Annotated in this window: 16 protein-coding genes; 8 read left to right on the plus strand and 8 right to left on the minus strand. The window is 65.0% G+C overall.

Features of this window, described 5'->3' with window-relative positions; translation table 11 throughout:
- Nucleotides 1-134: 134 nt before the first annotated feature.
- From H4V95_RS14690 to glyA, 3 genes are read right to left on the minus strand one after another with little or no spacing between them, the layout of a single operon-like run.
- Nucleotides 135-1064, minus strand: a complete 930-nt coding sequence (locus H4V95_RS14690) for a bifunctional methylenetetrahydrofolate dehydrogenase/methenyltetrahydrofolate cyclohydrolase (RefSeq protein ID WP_209730929.1) — start codon at nucleotides 1062-1064, stop codon at nucleotides 135-137.
- A complete protein-coding gene (locus H4V95_RS14695) occupies nucleotides 1061-1213 on the minus strand; it encodes a hypothetical protein (RefSeq protein WP_196867506.1) in 153 nt (50 codons plus the stop codon). Before H4V95_RS14695 ends, H4V95_RS14690 begins: the two co-directional genes overlap by 4 nt.
- Entirely contained in the window at nucleotides 1207-2514 is a 1308-nt protein-coding gene (glyA, locus tag H4V95_RS14700; protein WP_395939846.1) for a serine hydroxymethyltransferase, read from the minus strand. Before glyA ends, H4V95_RS14695 begins: the two co-directional genes overlap by 7 nt.
- A 290-nt stretch (nucleotides 2515-2804) precedes the next feature.
- Between glyA and purU the strand changes: the two genes are divergently transcribed.
- Nucleotides 2805-3668: a formyltetrahydrofolate deformylase gene (gene purU / locus H4V95_RS14705; RefSeq protein ID WP_196867507.1), complete on the plus strand. Its 864-nt coding sequence runs from the start codon at nucleotides 2805-2807 to the stop codon at nucleotides 3666-3668.
- A gap of 132 nt (nucleotides 3669-3800) precedes the next feature.
- Here the strand turns inward: purU and H4V95_RS14710 are convergent, their stop codons facing one another.
- A complete protein-coding gene (locus H4V95_RS14710; protein WP_196867508.1) occupies nucleotides 3801-4787 on the minus strand; it encodes a hypothetical protein in 987 nt (328 codons plus the stop codon).
- A 216-nt stretch (nucleotides 4788-5003) separates the two neighbouring features.
- Here H4V95_RS14710 and H4V95_RS14715 point away from each other — a divergent pair, with 216 nt between their 5' ends.
- The 6 genes from H4V95_RS14715 (at nucleotide 5004) to H4V95_RS14740 (ending at nucleotide 11996) form a co-directional block, all read left to right on the plus strand.
- A complete protein-coding gene (locus H4V95_RS14715) occupies nucleotides 5004-5525 on the plus strand; it encodes a gamma carbonic anhydrase family protein (protein WP_209730930.1) in 522 nt (173 codons plus the stop codon).
- Between the two features lie 32 nt (nucleotides 5526-5557).
- Complete coding sequence (locus H4V95_RS14720; RefSeq protein WP_196867510.1) at nucleotides 5558-6760, plus strand: ROK family transcriptional regulator; 1203 nt, start codon at nucleotides 5558-5560, stop codon at nucleotides 6758-6760.
- Between the two features lie 113 nt (nucleotides 6761-6873).
- Complete coding sequence (mmsA, locus tag H4V95_RS14725; protein WP_196867511.1) at nucleotides 6874-8418, plus strand: multiple monosaccharide ABC transporter ATP-binding protein; 1545 nt, start codon at nucleotides 6874-6876, stop codon at nucleotides 8416-8418.
- Between the two features lie 15 nt (nucleotides 8419-8433).
- Complete coding sequence (gene mmsB / locus H4V95_RS14730; RefSeq protein ID WP_196867512.1) at nucleotides 8434-9705, plus strand: multiple monosaccharide ABC transporter permease; 1272 nt, start codon at nucleotides 8434-8436, stop codon at nucleotides 9703-9705.
- A gap of 51 nt (nucleotides 9706-9756) precedes the next feature.
- Nucleotides 9757-10839 (plus strand): sugar-binding protein, encoded by a 1083-nt coding sequence (locus tag H4V95_RS14735; protein ID WP_196867513.1) that lies wholly within the window; start codon nucleotides 9757-9759, stop codon nucleotides 10837-10839.
- A gap of 74 nt (nucleotides 10840-10913) precedes the next feature.
- Nucleotides 10914-11996, plus strand: a complete 1083-nt coding sequence (locus H4V95_RS14740; protein ID WP_209730931.1) for a Gfo/Idh/MocA family protein — start codon at nucleotides 10914-10916, stop codon at nucleotides 11994-11996.
- A 77-nt stretch (nucleotides 11997-12073) separates the two neighbouring features.
- On the opposite strand, the gene H4V95_RS14745 is transcribed toward H4V95_RS14740, so the two are convergent.
- From H4V95_RS14745 to purH, 3 genes are all read right to left on the minus strand, one after another.
- A complete protein-coding gene (locus H4V95_RS14745; RefSeq protein WP_196867515.1) occupies nucleotides 12074-13306 on the minus strand; it encodes an NADP-dependent isocitrate dehydrogenase in 1233 nt (410 codons plus the stop codon).
- Nucleotides 13307-13437: 131 nt separating this feature from the next.
- Entirely contained in the window at nucleotides 13438-14004 is a 567-nt protein-coding gene (locus H4V95_RS14750) for a hypothetical protein (RefSeq protein WP_196867516.1), read from the minus strand.
- A 28-nt stretch (nucleotides 14005-14032) separates the two neighbouring features.
- On the minus strand, nucleotides 14033-15646 hold the full coding sequence (gene purH / locus H4V95_RS14755) for a bifunctional phosphoribosylaminoimidazolecarboxamide formyltransferase/IMP cyclohydrolase (protein WP_196867517.1): 1614 nt from the start codon (nucleotides 15644-15646) through the stop codon (nucleotides 14033-14035).
- A 137-nt stretch (nucleotides 15647-15783) separates the two neighbouring features.
- On the opposite strand from purH, the gene H4V95_RS14760 reads away from it, so the two are divergent.
- Complete coding sequence (locus H4V95_RS14760; RefSeq protein ID WP_209730932.1) at nucleotides 15784-17169, plus strand: MFS transporter; 1386 nt, start codon at nucleotides 15784-15786, stop codon at nucleotides 17167-17169.
- On the opposite strand, the gene H4V95_RS14765 is transcribed toward H4V95_RS14760, so the two are convergent.
- Nucleotides 17147-18163, minus strand: a complete 1017-nt coding sequence (locus tag H4V95_RS14765) for a magnesium and cobalt transport protein CorA (protein WP_196867519.1) — start codon at nucleotides 18161-18163, stop codon at nucleotides 17147-17149. The genes H4V95_RS14760 and H4V95_RS14765 overlap by 23 nt on opposite strands.

An 18163-nucleotide genomic window follows, 5' to 3' on the forward strand; every position in this document is an offset into this window, starting at 1 on the left:
TCAGCCTAAGGTATACAACCCATTGGGAAAAGCCAACCACACTCCTTCGCGGACAACAGTGGTCCGCGTTGCCGGTCCCCGCCCGGCTGGTCTTGTCCCGGACGGTCTGGTGCCGGACGGCGATGCCGGACGGGCTAGTCCCGGACGGCGATGCCGGCCTGCCGCTCGGCGGCCTCCACCACGTTGGCGAGCAGCATGGCCCGGGTCATCGGGCCGACGCCACCGGGGTTCGGGGACAGCCAGGCGACGGTCGACGCAGCGGCGGGTTCCACGTCGCCGGTCAGCTTCGCCTTGCCGGTTTCGGGATCCTCCACCCGGGTGACCCCGACGTCAAGCACGATCGCGTCGGACTTGAGATCCGCGGCCTTGATCATGCCGGGGAAGCCTGCGGCGGCGACCACTACATCGGCCTGGCGCAGCAGGTGCGGCAGGTCGACCGTCCCCGTGTGGGCGAGGGTGACGGTGGCGTTGATGTCGCGGCGGGTCAACAGCAGCCCCAGGGGGCGACCGACGGTGATCCCGCGGCCCACCACGAGAACGTTCTTTCCCTCAAGGCTGATCCCGTGGCGGCGCAGCAGCTCCACGATGCCGTGCGGCGTGCAGGGCAGCGGCGAGTCGAGCGGGGCGCCCACGTTGAGGACCAGTTTGCCCAGGTTGACGGGGTGCAGGCCGTCGGCGTCCTTCTCCGGGGACATCCGTTCCAGGATGGCGTTCACGTCGAGGTGCTTCGGGAGTGGGAGCTGGACGATATAGCCGGTGGTGGCGTCGTCGTCGTTCAGCTCGTCGATGACCTTTTCCAGCTCTGCCTGGGAGATATCGGCGGGAAGGTCCCGGCGGACCGAGGTGATGCCGACCTGCTCGCAGTCGCGGTGCTTTCCGGCAACGTAGGAGTGGCTGCCCGGGTCATTGCCCACCAGGACCGTGCCCAGGCCCGGGGTGACGCCCCGTTCTTTGAGGGCGCCGATGCGGGTGGTGAGTTCGGACCGGATAGCGGCGGCGGTCTTCTTGCCGTCGAGGATCCGGGCGGTCTGGTTCTGGGCGGTCTGGTTCTGTGCGGGGCTCATGGGGTAATGCCAGCTTCCAGTTGCTCGAGGAGGAATGCCTTGCCCCGGTCGCAGCAACCGGTGAAGCAGCACTCGTCGGTAGGAATGTCGTAGTCGGGTGAGGCGGCCGCAGCGGAAGTCAGCGCACCCTCCGGGAGGTCTTCTACCACTGCTCGTGTTCCGGGTAGAGCGGGAAGTCGGCGGTAAGGGCCAGCACCCGGGCGCGGAGGGCGTCCGCGTCGGCACCGGGCTTCAGCGCGGTCGCGATGATGTCGGCCACTTCGGTGAACTGCGCCGCCCCGAAACCACGGGTGGCCAGCGCCGGGGTGCCGATCCGCAGCCCGGACGTGACCATCGGCGGGCGTGGGTCAAACGGGACAGCGTTCCGGTTCACGGTGATCCCGATCGAGTGCAGCAGATCCTCGGCCTGCTGCCCGTCGAGCTGCGAGGCTCGCAGGTCCACCAGCACCAGGTGCACGTCGGTGCCGCCGGTCAGGACCGAGACGCCGTGTTCGCCGACGTCGCTGGCGGTCAGCCGCTCCGCGATGATCCGGGCACCGGCCAGCACCCGCTCCTGGCGTTCCCTGAACTCGGGGGATCCGGCGATCTTGAACGCCGTCGCCTTCGCGGCAATGACGTGCATCAGCGGGCCGCCCTGCTGGCCGGGGAAGACCGCCGAGTTGAGCTTCTTGGCCCACTCCTGCTTCGCCAGGATGACGCCCGAGCGGGGACCGGCGAGCGTCTTGTGCACCGTGGACGTCACGACGTCGGAGTACGGGACCGGGTTGGGGTGCAGACCGGCTGCAACGAGTCCGGCGAAGTGCGCCATGTCGGTCCACAGCAGCGCTCCCACCTCGTCGGCGATGGACCGGAACGCGGCGAAGTCGAGCTGCCGCGGGTAGGCGGACCAGCCGGCAATGATCACCTGCGGCTTCTCGGCGATGGCCTGGGCGCGGACCTTGTCCATGTCGAGGCGGTGGGTGTCTTTCTCAACGCCGTAGGCGGCAACCTCGTAGAGCTTTCCCGAGAAGTTGAGCTTCATGCCGTGGGTCAGGTGGCCGCCGTGTGCCAGGGACAGGCCCATGATCTTGTCGCCGGGCTTGATCATCGCGGCGAGCGCCGCCGCGTTGGCCTGCGCACCGGAGTGTGGCTGGACGTTGGCGAACTCGGCGCCGAACAGGGCCTTGACCCGCTCGATCGCGAGGCCCTCGGCGACGTCGACGTGTTCGCAGCCGCCGTAGTAGCGGCGGCCGGGGTAGCCCTCGGCGTACTTGTTGGTGAGGACGGAGCCCTGGGCCTGGAGCACCGCGCGGGGTGCAAAGTTTTCGGAGGCGATCATCTCGAGGGTGTCGCGCTGGCGGGCGAGCTCGTCGGTCAGGACGGCGGCGATCTCCGGGTCGATCTCGGACAGGGGTGCGTTGGTGACCGCCGAGGAGGCTGATGCGGTGGCGGGCAGGGGCGAAGTGGTCACGGTGAACTCCTGGATGGGGACGTGTTGCTACTGGTCAGGCTACCCGCTGAGTCTGCAGTCCGGCACCGGTGTTTTGGCCACACTGAAGCATCCTCGGGCAAGTTCTTGACCATACGTCCCAGGCGTGCGATCCGTGGTCGGCGCTGCGCGCCGTCGTCGTCGGTAGCTGAACTAGCTAAAGTACCGATGATGACGATGCATGCCGCTTCCTGATGGTGACCCACCTGACGCCAGTCGCGGCACTTCTCAGTGTATCGCGGGGCGGCTTTCATTCGAAGTACGCTTGATTTGTGACTGACTCCCCCACCTCCCAGGCTTCCTTCATCCTGACGCTTTCCTGCGCCGATCAACCCGGCATTGTGCATGCCGTCGCCGGGGCGCTGGTGAGCTCCGGCTGCAACATCACCGAATCGCAGCAGTATGGCAGCCCCGACACCGGGACGTTCTTCATGCGGGTGGCCATGAGCACTCCGGCTCCGCGCACCTCGCTCGTGGCGCATCTGGCGCCGGTAGCCGAGGCATTCGGCATGACCTGGGCCCTGCACGACGACGGCGCTCCCGCCCGGACCCTGATCCTCGCCTCGAAGTCGGCGCACTGCCTGAACGACCTGCTGTTCCAGCAGCGCTCGGGCACCCTGCCGATCGAGATCCCGGCGATTGTCTCCAACCACACCGATCTGGCCGACCTCGCAGCGTTCTACGGCATCCCGTTTCACCACATTCCGGTCACCGCAGCGACCCGGGAGTCCGCCGAGGACGCTCTGCGGGACGTCATCGCGGAGCACAACATCGAGCTGGTTGTCCTCGCCCGGTACATGCAGATCCTCAGCGACGGGCTGTGCTCGGAGCTGGTGGGACGGGCGATCAACATCCACCACTCGTTCCTGCCCTCGTTCAAGGGTGCCAAGCCCTACCACCAGGCCCACGCGCGTGGCGTCAAGCTGATCGGCGCCACGGCACACTATGTGACGCCTGCCCTGGATGAGGGCCCGATCATCGAGCAGGAGGTCATTCGGGTGGATCACGCCCGGTCGGCGGAGCAGTTTGTGGCGATCGGGCGCGATGTTGAGGGCCGCACCCTCACCCAGGCCGTGCAGTGGCACGCCGAGCACCGGGTGCTGCTCGACGGTAGCCGGACCATCGTCTTCAACTAGGCTCCGGGGGCTTCTCACCGGCTCAGCACCAGCTCTCCACCGGCTCAGCGCCTGCTGCGGATAGCAACCTGGACATCCGTGGCCAGCATCTTCCTCACCGACGTCCACCTTGACCCGGCCGGTCCAGGTTGCTCACCGATTCGGGCGCAGCTGGGCGGTGGAGAGCCGACGACGGCGGGCTGTCGGGTTGCACGGTAATCCGGCCTGCAGGAGGAGAGCCTTCAGCTTCGGCGGGGACACCGCCGTCGACCAGTCCCATCTCACGACCTGCAGTCCGGTGGATCGGATCCTGTCCTCGCGGAGCTTCTCCTCGATGACAGCCTGGGCGGTGGTCCGTCCTTGCAGGTATTCGGGCTTGAGATATTTCCCGATTCCATCGAACTCCCCCACCAGGCGCTGTTCCTTCCAGTAGAAATCCACCCAGGCCGAGCGACCGGTATGGTCGACCACTTCATGCTGGAGCTCCGGCGCGGGGAACCCCAGTTGTGCCATCTGCACCCTGCTGAGGGACTCCCCCGGATACATGGCCTGCCCGTCAGCGAAGTCCAGCACATGCAGGGCCCGGCGGCGTTTGGGTGCAGACGACAGCAGGGCAATCCGGTTCCTGACCTCATCTCTTGTCACCGGGCGAGGGCTCGATTCTGGTGGGAGTGGCTTCTGGTTGAGCAGCCGGTCCAGGACTGACACCGCCCAGGGGAAGTCATAGCGGATAGCCAGTTCGACGGCCGTGGCGACCTTTCCCGTGACATACCGTCCGCCGAAGGTGACGACTGTGAACTCGTCCGGGTACCGCGCCAACCGGCTCACCCCGTTGGCGCTGCGACGGCCACTGGCAACGGGCACCACCACCTCGACCTTCGCCGGGAGTACAGGTCGCGGCAGCCCCCAGAGCAATCCCGCAGTTTCACCTCCGAAGACTGGTTCGCGTCTGGCGGTGCGCCCGACGGCGTCGATCTTGACCCGGTAACGCGCCTCTTCATCGAGGTCCCGCCAATCCGACGCGTCGACATAACACCCGAGCCGGATCCTGATCAGCTCCCCGCGTGCGGCTCGACGCGCCAACTGCCGGGGCCACGCTTCGTCCAAAGGATGGTCGACGATGGAAATGATACTGGTCATGACTCCAGTCAACCCGGACACCAGTGCCGCCCGGACTGCCACCGCTGCTATGTGGACAATGCGCACAGAACATCCAGGGTCTGATCCGATTCGGATAGCAACCTGGACATCGGTGGTCAGCATCTTCCTCACCGACGCCCACCTTGACCCGGCCGGTCCAGGTTGCTCACCGAATCGGTCAGGACCGGCTGGGCACGGGCCGCTAGGCTGGGTGACATGGCCCACATCATCGAAATCTTCGGCAAGAAACCCACCATCAGCGACTCCTGCTTCGTTGCACCGACGGCGTCGATCATCGGGGACGTGGTCCTCGGCGAGGACTCCAGCGCCTTCTACGGCGTGTCCGTGCGCGGTGACACCGCCCCCATCCGCGTGGGCGACGGCACCAACCTGCAGGACAACGTGGTGCTCCACGCGGACCCGGATTTCCCGACGACGGTCGGCGACCGGGTCAGCATCGGCCACACCGCGGTAGTCCACGGCTGCACCATCGGCGACGACTGCCTGATCGGCATGAGTGCCACCGTCATGAACGGCGCAGTCATTGGCGCCGGGTCGCTGGTGGCTGCGGGTGCGGTTGTTCTGGAAGGCATGCAGGTCCCACCCCGCTCGCTCGTCGCCGGTGTGCCGGCGAAGGTCAGACGGGAACTGACGGACAGCGAGTTTGAGAAGGTCAAGCAAAACGCAGCGTCCTATCAAGTGTTGGCCACGTCCCACCGTCAAGCGTTAACTTCTTGACTACAAGGTGACCATGTAGCACCCTGTAGTACATGCCCGTAGGACGCCCGAAGACCAAGCGTGACTTCGACGGGAATCCTCCGAGCCCGGGTTCCCAATCGGCCCTTCGGCAGCGCAACCAGCAGCGGATCGTCAGTGTCCTCGCCGCTGGTCCGCAGACGCAGGCGGAGCTAGCACGGCAGACCGGGCTCTCCACCGCAACGGTCTCCAACATCGTTAAAGCGATGGTCTACGCCGGCCTTGCCACCACCACCCCCACCACCAGTTCGGGACGTCGTGCCCTCCTGGTTATCCTCAACGACAATGGTTCGCTTGCGGTGGGCATCGACATCGGCCGGCGCCATGTCCGGGTGGTCCTCGCCGGGCTGAACTATCAGGTGATGCAGGATGAGGCGACCGCCCTGCCGCTGGGACATTGCGCCGAGGAAGGGCTCGACGCCGCCGAACGCCTCCTCGACCAGCTTCTCCTGCAAGCCGGCACCACCCGCGCGTCGGTGCTCGGCGCCGGGGTAGGGATACCCGGCCCCATCGACCGCCGCACCGGGACCGTGGTACAGGGCGCTATCCTGCCCGAGTGGGTAGGTATCAACATCCTCGCCACCTTCGGCGAACGGCTCGGATTCCCCGTCTTCATTGACAACGATGCGAATCTTGGTGCCCTTGCCCAGGTCACCTGGGGGCCGCACGGGGCGGTCGAGAACCTGATGTTCCTCAAGGTCGGCTCGGGCATCGGTGCCGGGCTGATCCTTGGCGGCTCGGTCTACTACGGCCACGTTGGCATCACCGGCGAACTGGGCCACAGCACCATCGTGGAGCATGGTCTGGTCTGCCGGTGCGGAAACCGCGGCTGCCTGGAGACGGTTGCCTCAACCAGCACCATGGTGGACCTCCTCAGCCGCCGCGCGGAAGGGCCAATTGCCGTCGATGAACTCGTGGACCTCGCGCTGGCCGGAGACACCACTGTGCTCCGCGTGATTGACGACGCCGGCCTCGCCCTGGGGAAGGCAGTCGCCAACGTGGCAAACCTGATCAACCCGGAGCTTGTGGTGATCGGTGGACCGCTGACCAGGCTGGACGACATCCTGCTCGAACCGATCCGCCGCGGCCTGGTCCGCCACGCGGTACCCGTCGTGGGCGAATCAACTGCGGTGCTCATGTCAGCCCTCGGTGACCGCACCGAAGCACTTGGCGGTGCCGCCGTCGTCCTCTCGCAGCCCCACCTACATAACGTTTAGCTACCAATAAAAGACGTTTTGTGTTCAAGACTTGACTCCAACATGCCGGACGGGGTTAACTGCCTATTCTGACCAGTCATGGTCAGGGAGAGCCAATGCCGCCACTCGGGAGGATGCCTTTGGAACATCACAAGATCCTGGAAATGCGTTCCATCACCAAGGAATTCCCGGGCGTCAAAGCCCTCGACCAGGTTTCCATCACCGTCGAGGCCGGCGAAATTCATGCCATCTGCGGCGAAAACGGTGCCGGAAAATCCACCCTGATGAAGGTCCTTTCCGGGCTGTACCCCCACGGAACCTACGACGGCGCCATCATCTTCCAGGGCAAAGAGGTTGAATTCAAGGACATCCGGTCCAGCGAAACAGCTGGCATTGTGATCATTCATCAGGAACTCGCCCTGATCCCTGAGCTCTCCATTGCCGAGAACATCTTCCTGGGCAACGAACCCGGTAAACGCGGAGTCATCGACTGGGATTCGGTGAACGCCCAGACCCTCGAGCTGATGGCCAGGGTGGGTCTCCGCGAGGAGGCCAACACCCCGGTCAAGGACATCGGCGTCGGCAAGCAGCAGCTCGTCGAGATTGCCAAGGCCCTGAGCAAGTCTGTGAAGCTGCTGATCCTCGACGAGCCCACGGCAGCGCTGAACGAATCCGACTCGCAGCACCTCCTCGATTTGATGGCCGGGCTACGTTCCAAGGGCATCACCTGCATCATGATTTCTCACAAGCTCAACGAGATCGAACAGATCGCCGACTCCATCACGATCATCCGTGACGGCAAAACCATCGAGACGCTGCATGTGAAGAACGACGGCGTCGACGAGGACCGGATTATCCGGGGCATGGTGGGGCGGTCGCTTGAATCACGCTTCCCCGACCACACGCCGACGATCGGGGAGACCTTCTTCGAGGTCCGCAACTGGACCGTGGGCCACCCGGCCGTAGCGGACCGGCTGGTCTGCAAGGACTCCAGCTTCAAGGTCCGTCGGGGTGAAATCGTGGGGTTTGCCGGCCTGATGGGCGCAGGACGCACTGAGCTGGCCCGCTCCATCTTCGGACGCTCCTACGGGAACTTCATCTCGGGTGAGATTTATAAGGACGGCGAACTCGTCACCCTCAAGTCGGTGCCGTCGGCTATCAAGCACGGTCTGGCCTACGTGACTGAGGACCGGAAATCGCTCGGCCTGAACCTGCTCGACGACATCAAGACCACCACCGTGTCCGCGGCCTTGAAAAAAATCACCCATGGGCTGGTAGTGGACAACGACGAGGAATTCGTGGTGGCCGAGAAGTACCGCAAGTCGTTGAGGACCAAGACACCGTCCGTCAACGAGGGCGTCGCCAAACTTTCGGGCGGCAACCAGCAGAAGGTTGTCCTCGCCAAGTGGATGTTCACCGACCCCGACCTGCTGATCCTCGACGAGCCCACCCGGGGGATCGACGTCGGCGCCAAGTACGAGATTTACGGGATCATCCAGCAGCTGGCCAACCAGGGCAAGGGAGTGATTGTCATCTCCTCCGAACTGCCGGAACTGCTGGGCATCTCGGACCGCATCTACACCATCTTCGAGGGAGCCATCACAGGCGAGCTCGCCCGTGGAGAGGCCGACCAGGAATCGCTGATGAAACTTATGACCGCCCGCAGGAAGACTGCCTAGCTCTTAGGATCCACCATGAAATCCCTCAAACAACTCTTTGGCGGCGATACGCGGCAGTTCGGGATGATCTTCGCCCTGCTTGCCCTGGTCGTCTTCTTCCAGATCATGACCGGCGGTAACACCCTCACCTCCGGCAACATGATGAACCTGTTCAACGGCAACTCGTACATTCTGATCCTCGCCATCGGTATGGTGCTCGTCATTATCGCCGGCCACATTGACCTGTCGGTCGGTTCCGTCGCCGCGTTCGCGGGGATCGTCGTCGCCATCGTGATGCGGGACTGGGGGTTGCCCTGGTACCTGGGCATCGTCGTCGGGCTGCTCCTGGGAGCGCTAATTGGGGCATGGCAAGGCTTCTGGGTGGCCTACGTCGGTATCCCGGCGTTCATCGTCACGCTGGCCGGCATGCTGCTGTTCCGCGGTGCCAACCAGTTCGTGGGGCAGTCGAACACCGTTCCCGTCCCCCAGGAGTTCCGGTTCATCGGCGCCGGATACCTGCCGGAGGTCGGACCGAACATCGGCTACAACAACCTGACCCTGCTGCTCGGATTCGCGCTGATCGCGGCCGTGATCTACAACGAGATGCGCACCCGGAAGCGGATTGCCAAGATCGGGGCCGAAGCGCCGCCCGTCTGGGTCTCGGTTGTCAAAATGTCGCTCCTCTCAGCTGTCATTCTGTACGCGACTTACCTGTTCGCCACCGGCAATCCCGGTACGTCCTTCCCCGTTCCCGGACTGATCCTCGGCGCACTGGTGATCATCTACGGGTTCATCTCCACCAAGACCATCATCGGCCGTCACGTCTACGCCGTCGGTGGCAACCGTCACGCGGCAAAGCTCTCCGGCGTGCGTAGCCGCCGGGTCGACTTCCTGGTCATGATGAACATGTCCATCCTGGCGGCGCTGGCCGGCATGATCTTCGTGGGCCGCTCCACGGCGTCGGGTCCGTTCGACGGCGTCGGCTGGGAACTCGATGCCATCGCCGCCGTCTTTATCGGTGGCGCAGCCGTCACCGGCGGTGTGGGCACGGTGGTGGGCTCCGTGATCGGCGGGCTCGTCATGGCTGTGCTGAACAACGGTCTGCAACTGCTCGGCGTCGGCGCCGACCTGACGCAGATCATCAAGGGCCTCGTGTTGCTGGTCGCCGTCGCCTTCGACGTCTACAACAAGAGCCAGGGCAAGCCCTCCATCACCGGGCTGATTATGAAGAATTTTGGCAACAAGGGGAAACCCGAAGTGCCGACAGCCACCGAGACGGTCATATCCAATGACGTCTCGGCCCGCTAACCCAGACCAACACTTCAGCAGGTAGTTACTTAGTTCACTAAAGGAGCAGTAATGCGTAAGTACGCACGATCATTTGCGGCAATCGCCGCGATTTCAGCACTGGCCATTTCTGGTTGCGGCCGCGATGCCGGGACAGAAACCGAAGGAGAAGGCGGATTTGAGGAGGGTGCTGCGATCGGTGTGGCCCTGCCCCAAAAGACGTCCGAGAACTGGGTGCTCGCTGAGGGCCTGTTCAATGACGGCCTGACCGAGGCCGGCTACGACCCCGACGTTCAGTTCGCCAACGGTGGCGTTTCCGAGCAGCAGAACCAGATCAGCTCAATGATCACCAACGGCGTCGAGGTACTGATTGTTGGTGCCATTGACGGCGCTCAGCTGGGCACCCAGCTCGCCCAGGCGAAGGAAGCCGGCATCACTGTTATCGCATATGACCGGTTGCTGACCAACACGGAAGACGTCGACTACTACGTGGCTTACGACAACTTCCAGGTGGGCGAGCTGCAGGGCCAGGCACTGCTCGATGGCATGGCTGAGCAAGGCGAAGGCCCCTACAACATCGAGCTGTTCGCTGGTTCACCCGATGACGCCAACGCCCAGGTCTTCTTCGACGGTGCGATGAGCATCCTCGAGCCAGAGATCGAATCCGGCAACGTCGTCGTCGCCTCCGGCCAGACCGAATTCAACCAGGCTGTCACCCAGGGCTGGGAGGCCGGCAACGCGCAGACCCGCATGGACACCCTCCTCACCGGCACCTACGGTTCCGAGGAACTGGACGGCGTCCTCTCCCCTAACGACACCCTGGCCCGCGCCATCCTGACCTCGGTCCAGGCCAGCGGCAAGGACCTCCCCATCGTCACCGGGCAGGACTCCGAGGTCGAATCGGTCAAGTCCATCATGGCCGGTGAGCAGTACTCCACCATCAACAAGGACACCCGCGCCCTCGTCTCTCATGCCATTGAAATGGTCGAGGGACTGGGTGCAGGCGAGGAGCTCGAGATCAACGATCCCGACTCCTACGACAACGGCGTCAAGGTGGTGCCGGCGTACCTGCTGGAACCACAGATCGTCACCATGGAAAACGCTGCCGAAGCCTACGAGAACGATCCAACGCTCTCCGAGATCGTCAACGAGTAACCAGATTGTTTGAGTAGCCCGGCCCCGAGTGGGTCGGGCTACTTTTTTGTCAGCCGGCAGGCAAAGATGGGACGATGAACTCCCTTCATCCTGTGCAGCAGATCCCCCGACCACCCTGCGCCGCTCCCGGTGCCCCCAGTCCGTTCGCCGCCACCGGCCGCACCCTCCGCTGGGGCGTTGTCGCCACCGGCGGCATCGCCACCAGCGTCACCCAGGACATGGCCGGACTGGAGGACGGAGTGCTGCACGCCGTCAGTTCCCGGTCCGAGGCGTCCGCGCGGGCCTTCGCCGAGGAGTTCGGGTTTGAGTCAAGCTACCACGACGCCGACGGCGTGACCGGCTACCAGCGCCTGTTCAACGATCCCGCCGTCGACGTCGTCTACATTGCGACGCCCCACGCCCAGCACTACGAGGTGGCCAAGGCTGCGCTCACCGCGGGCAAGCATGTCCTGTGTGAAAAGGCATTCACCGTCAACGCACGGGAAGCCGGCGAACTGATCGACCTGGCACGGGCCAACAACCTGTTCCTGATGGAAGCCCTGTGGTCGCGCTTCCTGCCGAGCGTCAACCGGGCCTGGGACATCATCCACTCCGGCGAACTGGGCCAGATCCAGTGGGTCCAGGCGGACCTGGGCTTCCCGTCAGACCATGGCAGCGCCCACCGGCTGTGGGACCCGGCGGCAGGCGGCGGTGCACTGCTGGACCTGGGCGTGTACCCGCTGACCTGGGCTCTCGGTTCACTCGGCTTCCCCTCCGCAGTGACCGCCACTGCGGTCCTGAACGACGACGGCGTCGACACCCAGAACGCACTCACCCTCACCTACGGCAATGGCGCGCAGGCCCAGTTGACGACGTCGCTGGTGGCCTCCTGCCCTGGCCAGGCGACAGTGGTGGGCACCAAAGGCTGGCTAAGGTCTGGCTCGGTCCTCCACAACCCGCGCGAGCTCACCGTGCAGCTGCACCAGGGCGAGCAGCGGGTCGAAACGTTCGATCAGGCCGGCCGCGGGTACGTGTACGAGTTGCGCGAAACCACCCGGTGCATCCAGGAGGGCCTGACGGAAAGCCCGACCATGCCCTGGGCCGATACCCTCGACACCATGCGCCTCCTCGACGGGGTGCGTGGCCAGTTGGGCATGCGGTACGCCAACGACGGCTGACCCCCGGCGGGACCCCCTGAACACAGAAGAGACCCGGCGGGAATCCGCCGGGTCTCTTCTGTGCTGCTGCGCCGGTACTAGCCCAGGCGTGCCTTCAGGTTGTCATCGAGGGTCGCAAGGAACTCCTCGGTGGTCTGGTAGGCCTGATCCGGTCCAACCAGGGCCGCGAGGTCCTTGGTCATGTGGCCGGACTCGACGGTCTTGATGACAACGTCCTCGAGGGTCTCAGCGAAAGTGATGACCTCGGGGGTGTTGTCCAGCTTGCCGCGGTGCATCAGCCCACGGGTCCACGCGAAGATCGACGCGATCGGGTTGGTGGAGGTTGGCTTGCCCTGCTGGTGCTGGCGGAAGTGACGGGTCACCGTGCCGTGGGCAGCCTCCGCCTCGACGGTCTTGCCATCCGGGGTCATCAGCACTGAGGTCATCAGACCCAGCGAGCCGAAGCCCTGGGCGACGGTGTCGGACTGGACGTCGCCGTCGTAGTTCTTGCAGGCCCAGACGTAGCCGCCTTCCCACTTCATGGCGGAAGCCACCATGTCGTCGATCAGGCGGTGCTCGTAGGTCAGGCCAGCTGCCTCGAACTGATCCTTGAACTCGGCGTCGAAGACTTCCTGGAAGAGATCCTTGAACTGGCCGTCGTAGGCCTTCAGGATGGTGTTCTTCGTGGACAGGTACACGGGGTATTCGCGCTGCAGGCCGTAGGCGAAGGACGCCCGGGCGAAGTCGCGGATGGACTCGTTGAAGTTGTACATGCCCATGGCCACGCCGCCCTCTTCAGGCATGGTGACGACGTCGAACTTCATCGGCTCGGAGCCGTCGGCGGGCTCGAACATCATGGTGACCTTGCCGGGGCCGGGCACCTTGAAGTTGGTGGACTTGTACTGGTCGCCGTGTGCGTGGCGGCCGATGATGATGGGCTTGTTCCAGCCCGGCACCAGGCGCGGGATGTTGGAGATGATGATGGGTTCGCGGAAGACGACGCCGCCGAGGATGTTGCGGATGGTGCCGTTGGGCGAAACCCACATCTTCTTCAGGCCGAACTCTTCTACGCGTGCCTCGTCGGGGGTGATGGTGGCGCACTTGACGCCCACACCGTGCTCCTTGATGGCGTTCGCCGCGTCGATGGTGACCTGGTCATCGGTCGCATCGCGGTTCTGGATGGAGAGGTCGTAGTACTTCAGGTCGACATCCAGGTAGGGGTTAATCAGGCGGTCCTTGATGAACTGCCAGATAATCCGGGTCATCTCGTCGCCGTCGAGTTCGACAACCGAACCCTGTACCTTGATTTTCGTTGCTGGCGCGTCAGCCACACGGTCTCCTTGCAATGGTGGGCCGGTTCTGTCTGATGGACGCAGCTCGGCCCGTGATTTGTGCTGGTTTTATCCTGCCCAACTATGCCACAGGCCACTATTGGTGCCCTAAATGGGTGTGATCCGACCGGCTATTCTGCGGGGACGATATTGCCCCAGCGGTCCATCATCGACCCGGGAGGAATCGGTTTGCCCCACCGGTCGGTGGCCGGAGCGGGCCGCAGCCCGCGGGTATCTGGCGCCGAGTTGTGACCGGGCGCCTGACCGGACGTCGCATAGGAGGCCGCCTGCCCCCGAAAGGCGGCCGGGGTCGGCCCGGCGGGCACCCCCGGAGAAGCGACGCCGGGAATCTGTGGGGTCCCCTGGCGGGCGATGCCCGGAACCCGCGGTGCCCACGCGGGCAACTGGAGCTGGCGCAGATCACCAAGGTTGGGGTGCCGGGCCGGATCCAGGCCGGCGTCGATCTTCTTCTGGCGCCGGTCCGCTGCACGGAAGTTCTTCACCGCAAACGCCACCGCAATAACCCACAGGAAAACTCCGGGGCTCGCTCCGAGGAACAACAGGACGACCGCGAAGAGGGACAGTGCCAGGCCCAGGATGGCCGACACCATCCGGGTGCCCGGCGACACGGCCGGCGCGAACGCCGAGCCGGCCAGTGCCATGCCTGCCGCGAGGGTAAAAATCGAAGCGATTTCCATGGGCACTGCCGCCGTCTCTGTTGGCCGGCTAGTGGAAGAAGTGCCTGGTGCCGGTGAAGTACATGGTAATCCCTGCGGCGGTTGCCGCGTCGATGACTTCCTGGTCCCGGACCGACCCTCCCGGCTGCACCACGGCGCGCACCCCGGCGTCGAGCAGAATCTGCAGGCCGTCGGCGAAGGGGAAGAACGCGTCCGACGCCGCGACGGCACCGCGGGCACGGTTCACGCCGTCGCCCGCCAGGGTGTTGGCGCGTTCGACGGCCAGCTTGCAGGAGTCGACCCGGTTCACCTGTCCCATGCCGACACCCACCGCAGCCCCACCATCGGCGAGGAGGATGGCGTTGGATTTCGCGGCCCGGCAGGCGGTCCAGGCAAACGCGAGGTCGGCCACGGTCGCCTCGTCGGCCGCCGGTCCGGCGGCGAGGGTCCAGGTTTCCGGGGCGTCGCCGTCGGCCCTGACCGTGTCGGCCAGCTGCACCAGCACGCCACCGGAGACCTGCCGGAGCTCAGCGGGGTCACGCCGGTATCCCTCGGGCAGGGTCAGTAGGCGGATATTCTTTTTGGCGGAGAGGATGGCCACGGCATCGGCCTCGAAATCAGGGGCGATCACCACTTCGGTGAACACGTCCTTCACGGCGGTGGCCATGGCCGCGGTGACGGTCCGGTTGGCGGCGATCACGCCGCCAAAGGCCGAGACGGGGTCGCAGGCGTGCGCCTTGGCGTAGGCGTCCGCGATCGGATCGGCGGCGTCAGCGGCACCGACCGCTACCCCGCACGGGTTGGCGTGTTTGATGATCGCCACAGCGGGCAGGTCGAAGTCGAAGGCGGCGCGCAGTGCGGCGTCGGCGTCCACGTAGTTGTTGTAGCTCATTGCCTTGCCGTGCAGCTGGTCGGCCTGGGCGATGCCCGGGGTGGCACCCTTCTCGACGTACAGGGCGGCGTCCTGGTGCGGGTTTTCGCCGTACCGCAGCACCTCGGACCGCTCCAGGGCCAGGCCGGCGTAGGCGGGCCAGGAGTCGCCGTCGGCGGTCCCGTCGCCGAACTGGGCGGCAGTCCAGGCGGCCACCGAGTTGTCGTAGGCGGCGGTGTGGGAGAACGCGAGGGCGGCCAGCCGGCGTCGCGCGCTGAGATCGAACCCGCCGGCATCGGCGGCGGCAACGACGTCGTCGTACCGGGCCGGGTCCACGACGATTGCGACCGAGGGGTGGTTTTTCGCCGCGGAGCGGACCATGGCGGGTCCGCCGATGTCGATCTGCTCGACGACCTCATCCTCGGCGGCGCCGGACTTCACGGTGTCAACGAAGGGGTAGAGGTTCACCACCACGAGGTCGAACGGCTCCACCTCGAGTGCCCGGAGCTGTTCCACGTGGTCACCCCGGCGCCGGTCGGCGAGGATCCCCGCGTGCACCATCGGGTGAAGGGTCTTCACCCGCCCGTCAAGGCACTCCTGGAACCCGGTCACTTCGGACACCTCGGTCACGGGGACACCCGCAGCGGCGATGCGCTTCGCGGTGGAACCCGTCGAGACGATGCTGACGCCGGCACGGTGCAACCCGAGGGCCAGCTCCTCCAACCCCGTCTTGTCGTACACCGAGATGAGGGCCCGGCGGATGGGAACTTGGTCGAGATGGTTCAAAGTCACGCGGAAGCTCCAGAATTTTCGCTGCGGGTGGGATCGCCTCCAAGTCTAGGTCACTTGGCCCGTCCAGCCCCAAGGATGACCGACCCCTGACGCCCCGGTTTCCGTCGACTGGGCGCTTGCGGCGGTACAGTTTCCCCGTGAGCACCGAAACTGAACTACCCACCGGAGACCAGGTGGTGCAGGAACTACCGTGGCGCTGGAAGGTGCAGGGGAAGATCTTCCTCATCGGCGGCCTCGGATTCATGTTCGACGCCTGGGACGTGACCCTCAACGGGTACCTGATCCCCCTGCTATCGGACCACTGGGACCTTTCGCCCGGCGAAGCGGCCTGGGTGGCCACCTCCAACCTGATCGGCATGGCGATCGGCGCCTTCGCGTGGGGATCCATCGCCGACATCATCGGCCGGAAGCGCGCGTTCACGCTGACCCTGCTGATCTTTTCAATCTTCACCGTGCTGGGTGCGTTCTCCCCCGACTTCATCTGGTTCTGCGTCTTCCGTTTCATGGCCGGGGTTGGGCTGGGTGGCTGCATCCCGGTGGACTACGCCCTGGTGGGAGAGTTCACTCCCCGAAAACACCGGGGGCGCGTGCTCACCGCCATGGACGCCTGGTGGCCCATCGGAGCAGCCCTGTGCGGAGTGGTGTCGGCGCTGCTGATGACCGCTTTCGGCGACTGGCGCTACCTGATGCTCGTCATGGTGCTGCCCGCCCTGCTGGTCTTCTGGGTCCGCCGCTCGGTGCCCGAATCCCCGCTCTTCCTGGTCCAGAAGGGCCGCCAGGCGGAGGCGGAAGCAGTGATCAACGACCTGGTGGAGCGCACGGGCGCCGCGAAAACACCGTGGCGGCTGCCCACCCCCGAGGAAGCTCCCAAACTGTCCATCGGCTCTGTCTCCGGCCAGCTCACGGCCCTGTGGCGGTTCGACTGGCGGATCACCCTTGCCGCGTGGGGCTTGTTCCTGAGCATCCTGCTGGTCTACTACGGGGCGCTAACCTGGATGCCACAGATCCTGGTGCAGGCCGGGTATGCCCAGTCCGTCGCCTTCCTCACCACCGCCGGCATGACAGCCGTCGGATTCTTCGGCGTCGTCGCGGCGGCCCTGCTGGTGGAACGGGTGGGACGCAAATGGATCCTCGCCGTGTCCGGCCCGCTGTCCGCCGTCGTGCTGGTGATCTTCGCGCTCACCGTGGACCTCCCCGCCGTCGCCACCGCCTGGCTGCTGCTGTTCGGTTTCCTGATCCAGGTCGCCATCCCGGTGCTCTACACCTACGTGTCGGAGCTGTATCCCACCGAGCTGCGGGCCTCGGGCTTCGGCTGGGCGTCAACCGTTTCACGGGTGGGCGCGGGACTGGTGCCGTTGATCTTCGGGTCACTGCTGTGGCCGGTCCTGGGCCTGCCGCTCACCTTCGCCGCGACCGGACTGCTGGTCCTGGTGGCAGTGCTGTGGATGACGCGCTACGCACCCGAAACCCGTGGCATTCCCCTCAACGAGGTGCAGCCGGTTACAACCAGCGATTCCGCTTGAACGCCAGGAACAGGCCGATGCCGGTGGCGACCATCAGGACCAGCGCAAACGGATACCCGAAGGTCCAGTGCAGTTCTGGCATCTCATCGAAGTTCATGCCGTAGATTGCTGCCACCAGGGTGGGAGCGAAGAGGATCGCCGCCCAGGAGGAGATCCGCTTGACCTCCTCGTTCTGTGCCAGCGACGTCTCGGTCAGCCGGGTCATTTCCTCGTTCTGGCGCTGCGCCACCAGCGTCGAGTGCACGGTGAGCGCGTTCTGCAGCAGGGTCCTGAAGGTGTTGACCTGCTCAATCAGCCGGATCACATGGTCCAGGACGTCACCCAGGCGGCGGTTCACCTCCGGGTCCAGATGGTACTTCTCGGAGCCGCGCTGCAGGTTCTCCACCATGAACTGCAGCGGCTGGGTGGCACGCTGAAACTCGACCACCTCGCGGTGCAGATCGTAGATACGCCGTGAGACGCCCGCGTCGCCGCCGAAGAGCTCGTTTTCGATCTCGTCAATGTCGTTTTCGAGCCCGTTCACCACTGGTTCATACTCATCCACCACTTCGTCGAGGATGGCGTAGAGCACCGCCGCTGGCCCCATCGCGAGCAGTTCGGGACTCTCCTCCAGCCTGTTGCGCACCTTCCCCAGATCGGGTGATTCGGCGTGCCTGACCGTGACCACAAAGTCCTCACCGACAAACACGTGGAGCTCCCCAAACTCCACCTTCTCCTCGGCGTCGAGGTAGCGCGCCGGACGCAGCACCACAAAGAGGGTTGGCCCGTAGCGTTCCAGTTTGGACCGTTGATGACCCTTGAACGCGTCCTCAACGGCCAGGTGGTGAAGGGAAAATTCGTCAGCGACGGTGGTGAGCTCGTCGTCATCGGGCCGGTACAGGCCGATCCACGCCATGCCCCCGCTGGCGCGCATTATTTCGAAGGTGTCTGCAAGTGATTCTGGTTCGGAGTGGCGTGTCCCTGCCAGGTATACGGCCTTGTCGACGAGCGCCAT

The sequence above is a fragment of the Arthrobacter sp. CAN_C5 genome (assembly GCF_017875735.1).
In the GTDB taxonomy this organism is placed as follows: Bacteria; Actinomycetota; Actinomycetes; order Actinomycetales; family Micrococcaceae; genus Arthrobacter_D.

What these genes read in the sequence shown, in the direction of transcription:
- H4V95_RS14740 (WP_209730931.1), top strand. Translation starts at nt 10,914, where the DNA reads ATGAACTCCCTTCATCCTGTGCAGCAGATCCCCCGACCACCCTGCGCC.
- H4V95_RS14765 (WP_196867519.1), bottom strand. Translation starts at nt 18,163, where the DNA reads ATGGCGCTCGTCGACAAGGCCGTATACCTGGCAGGGACACGCCACTCC.
- H4V95_RS14750 (WP_196867516.1), bottom strand. Translation starts at nt 14,004, where the DNA reads ATGGAAATCGCTTCGATTTTTACCCTCGCGGCAGGCATGGCACTGGCC.
- mmsA (WP_196867511.1), top strand. Translation starts at nt 6,874, where the DNA reads ATGCCTTTGGAACATCACAAGATCCTGGAAATGCGTTCCATCACCAAG.
- H4V95_RS14720 (WP_196867510.1), top strand. Translation starts at nt 5,558, where the DNA reads ATGCCCGTAGGACGCCCGAAGACCAAGCGTGACTTCGACGGGAATCCT.
- mmsB (WP_196867512.1), top strand. Translation starts at nt 8,434, where the DNA reads ATGAAATCCCTCAAACAACTCTTTGGCGGCGATACGCGGCAGTTCGGG.
- H4V95_RS14735 (WP_196867513.1), top strand. Translation starts at nt 9,757, where the DNA reads ATGCGTAAGTACGCACGATCATTTGCGGCAATCGCCGCGATTTCAGCA.
- H4V95_RS14715 (WP_209730930.1), top strand. Translation starts at nt 5,004, where the DNA reads ATGGCCCACATCATCGAAATCTTCGGCAAGAAACCCACCATCAGCGAC.
- H4V95_RS14710 (WP_196867508.1), bottom strand. Translation starts at nt 4,787, where the DNA reads ATGACCAGTATCATTTCCATCGTCGACCATCCTTTGGACGAAGCGTGG.
- H4V95_RS14690 (WP_209730929.1), bottom strand. Translation starts at nt 1,064, where the DNA reads ATGAGCCCCGCACAGAACCAGACCGCCCAGAACCAGACCGCCCGGATC.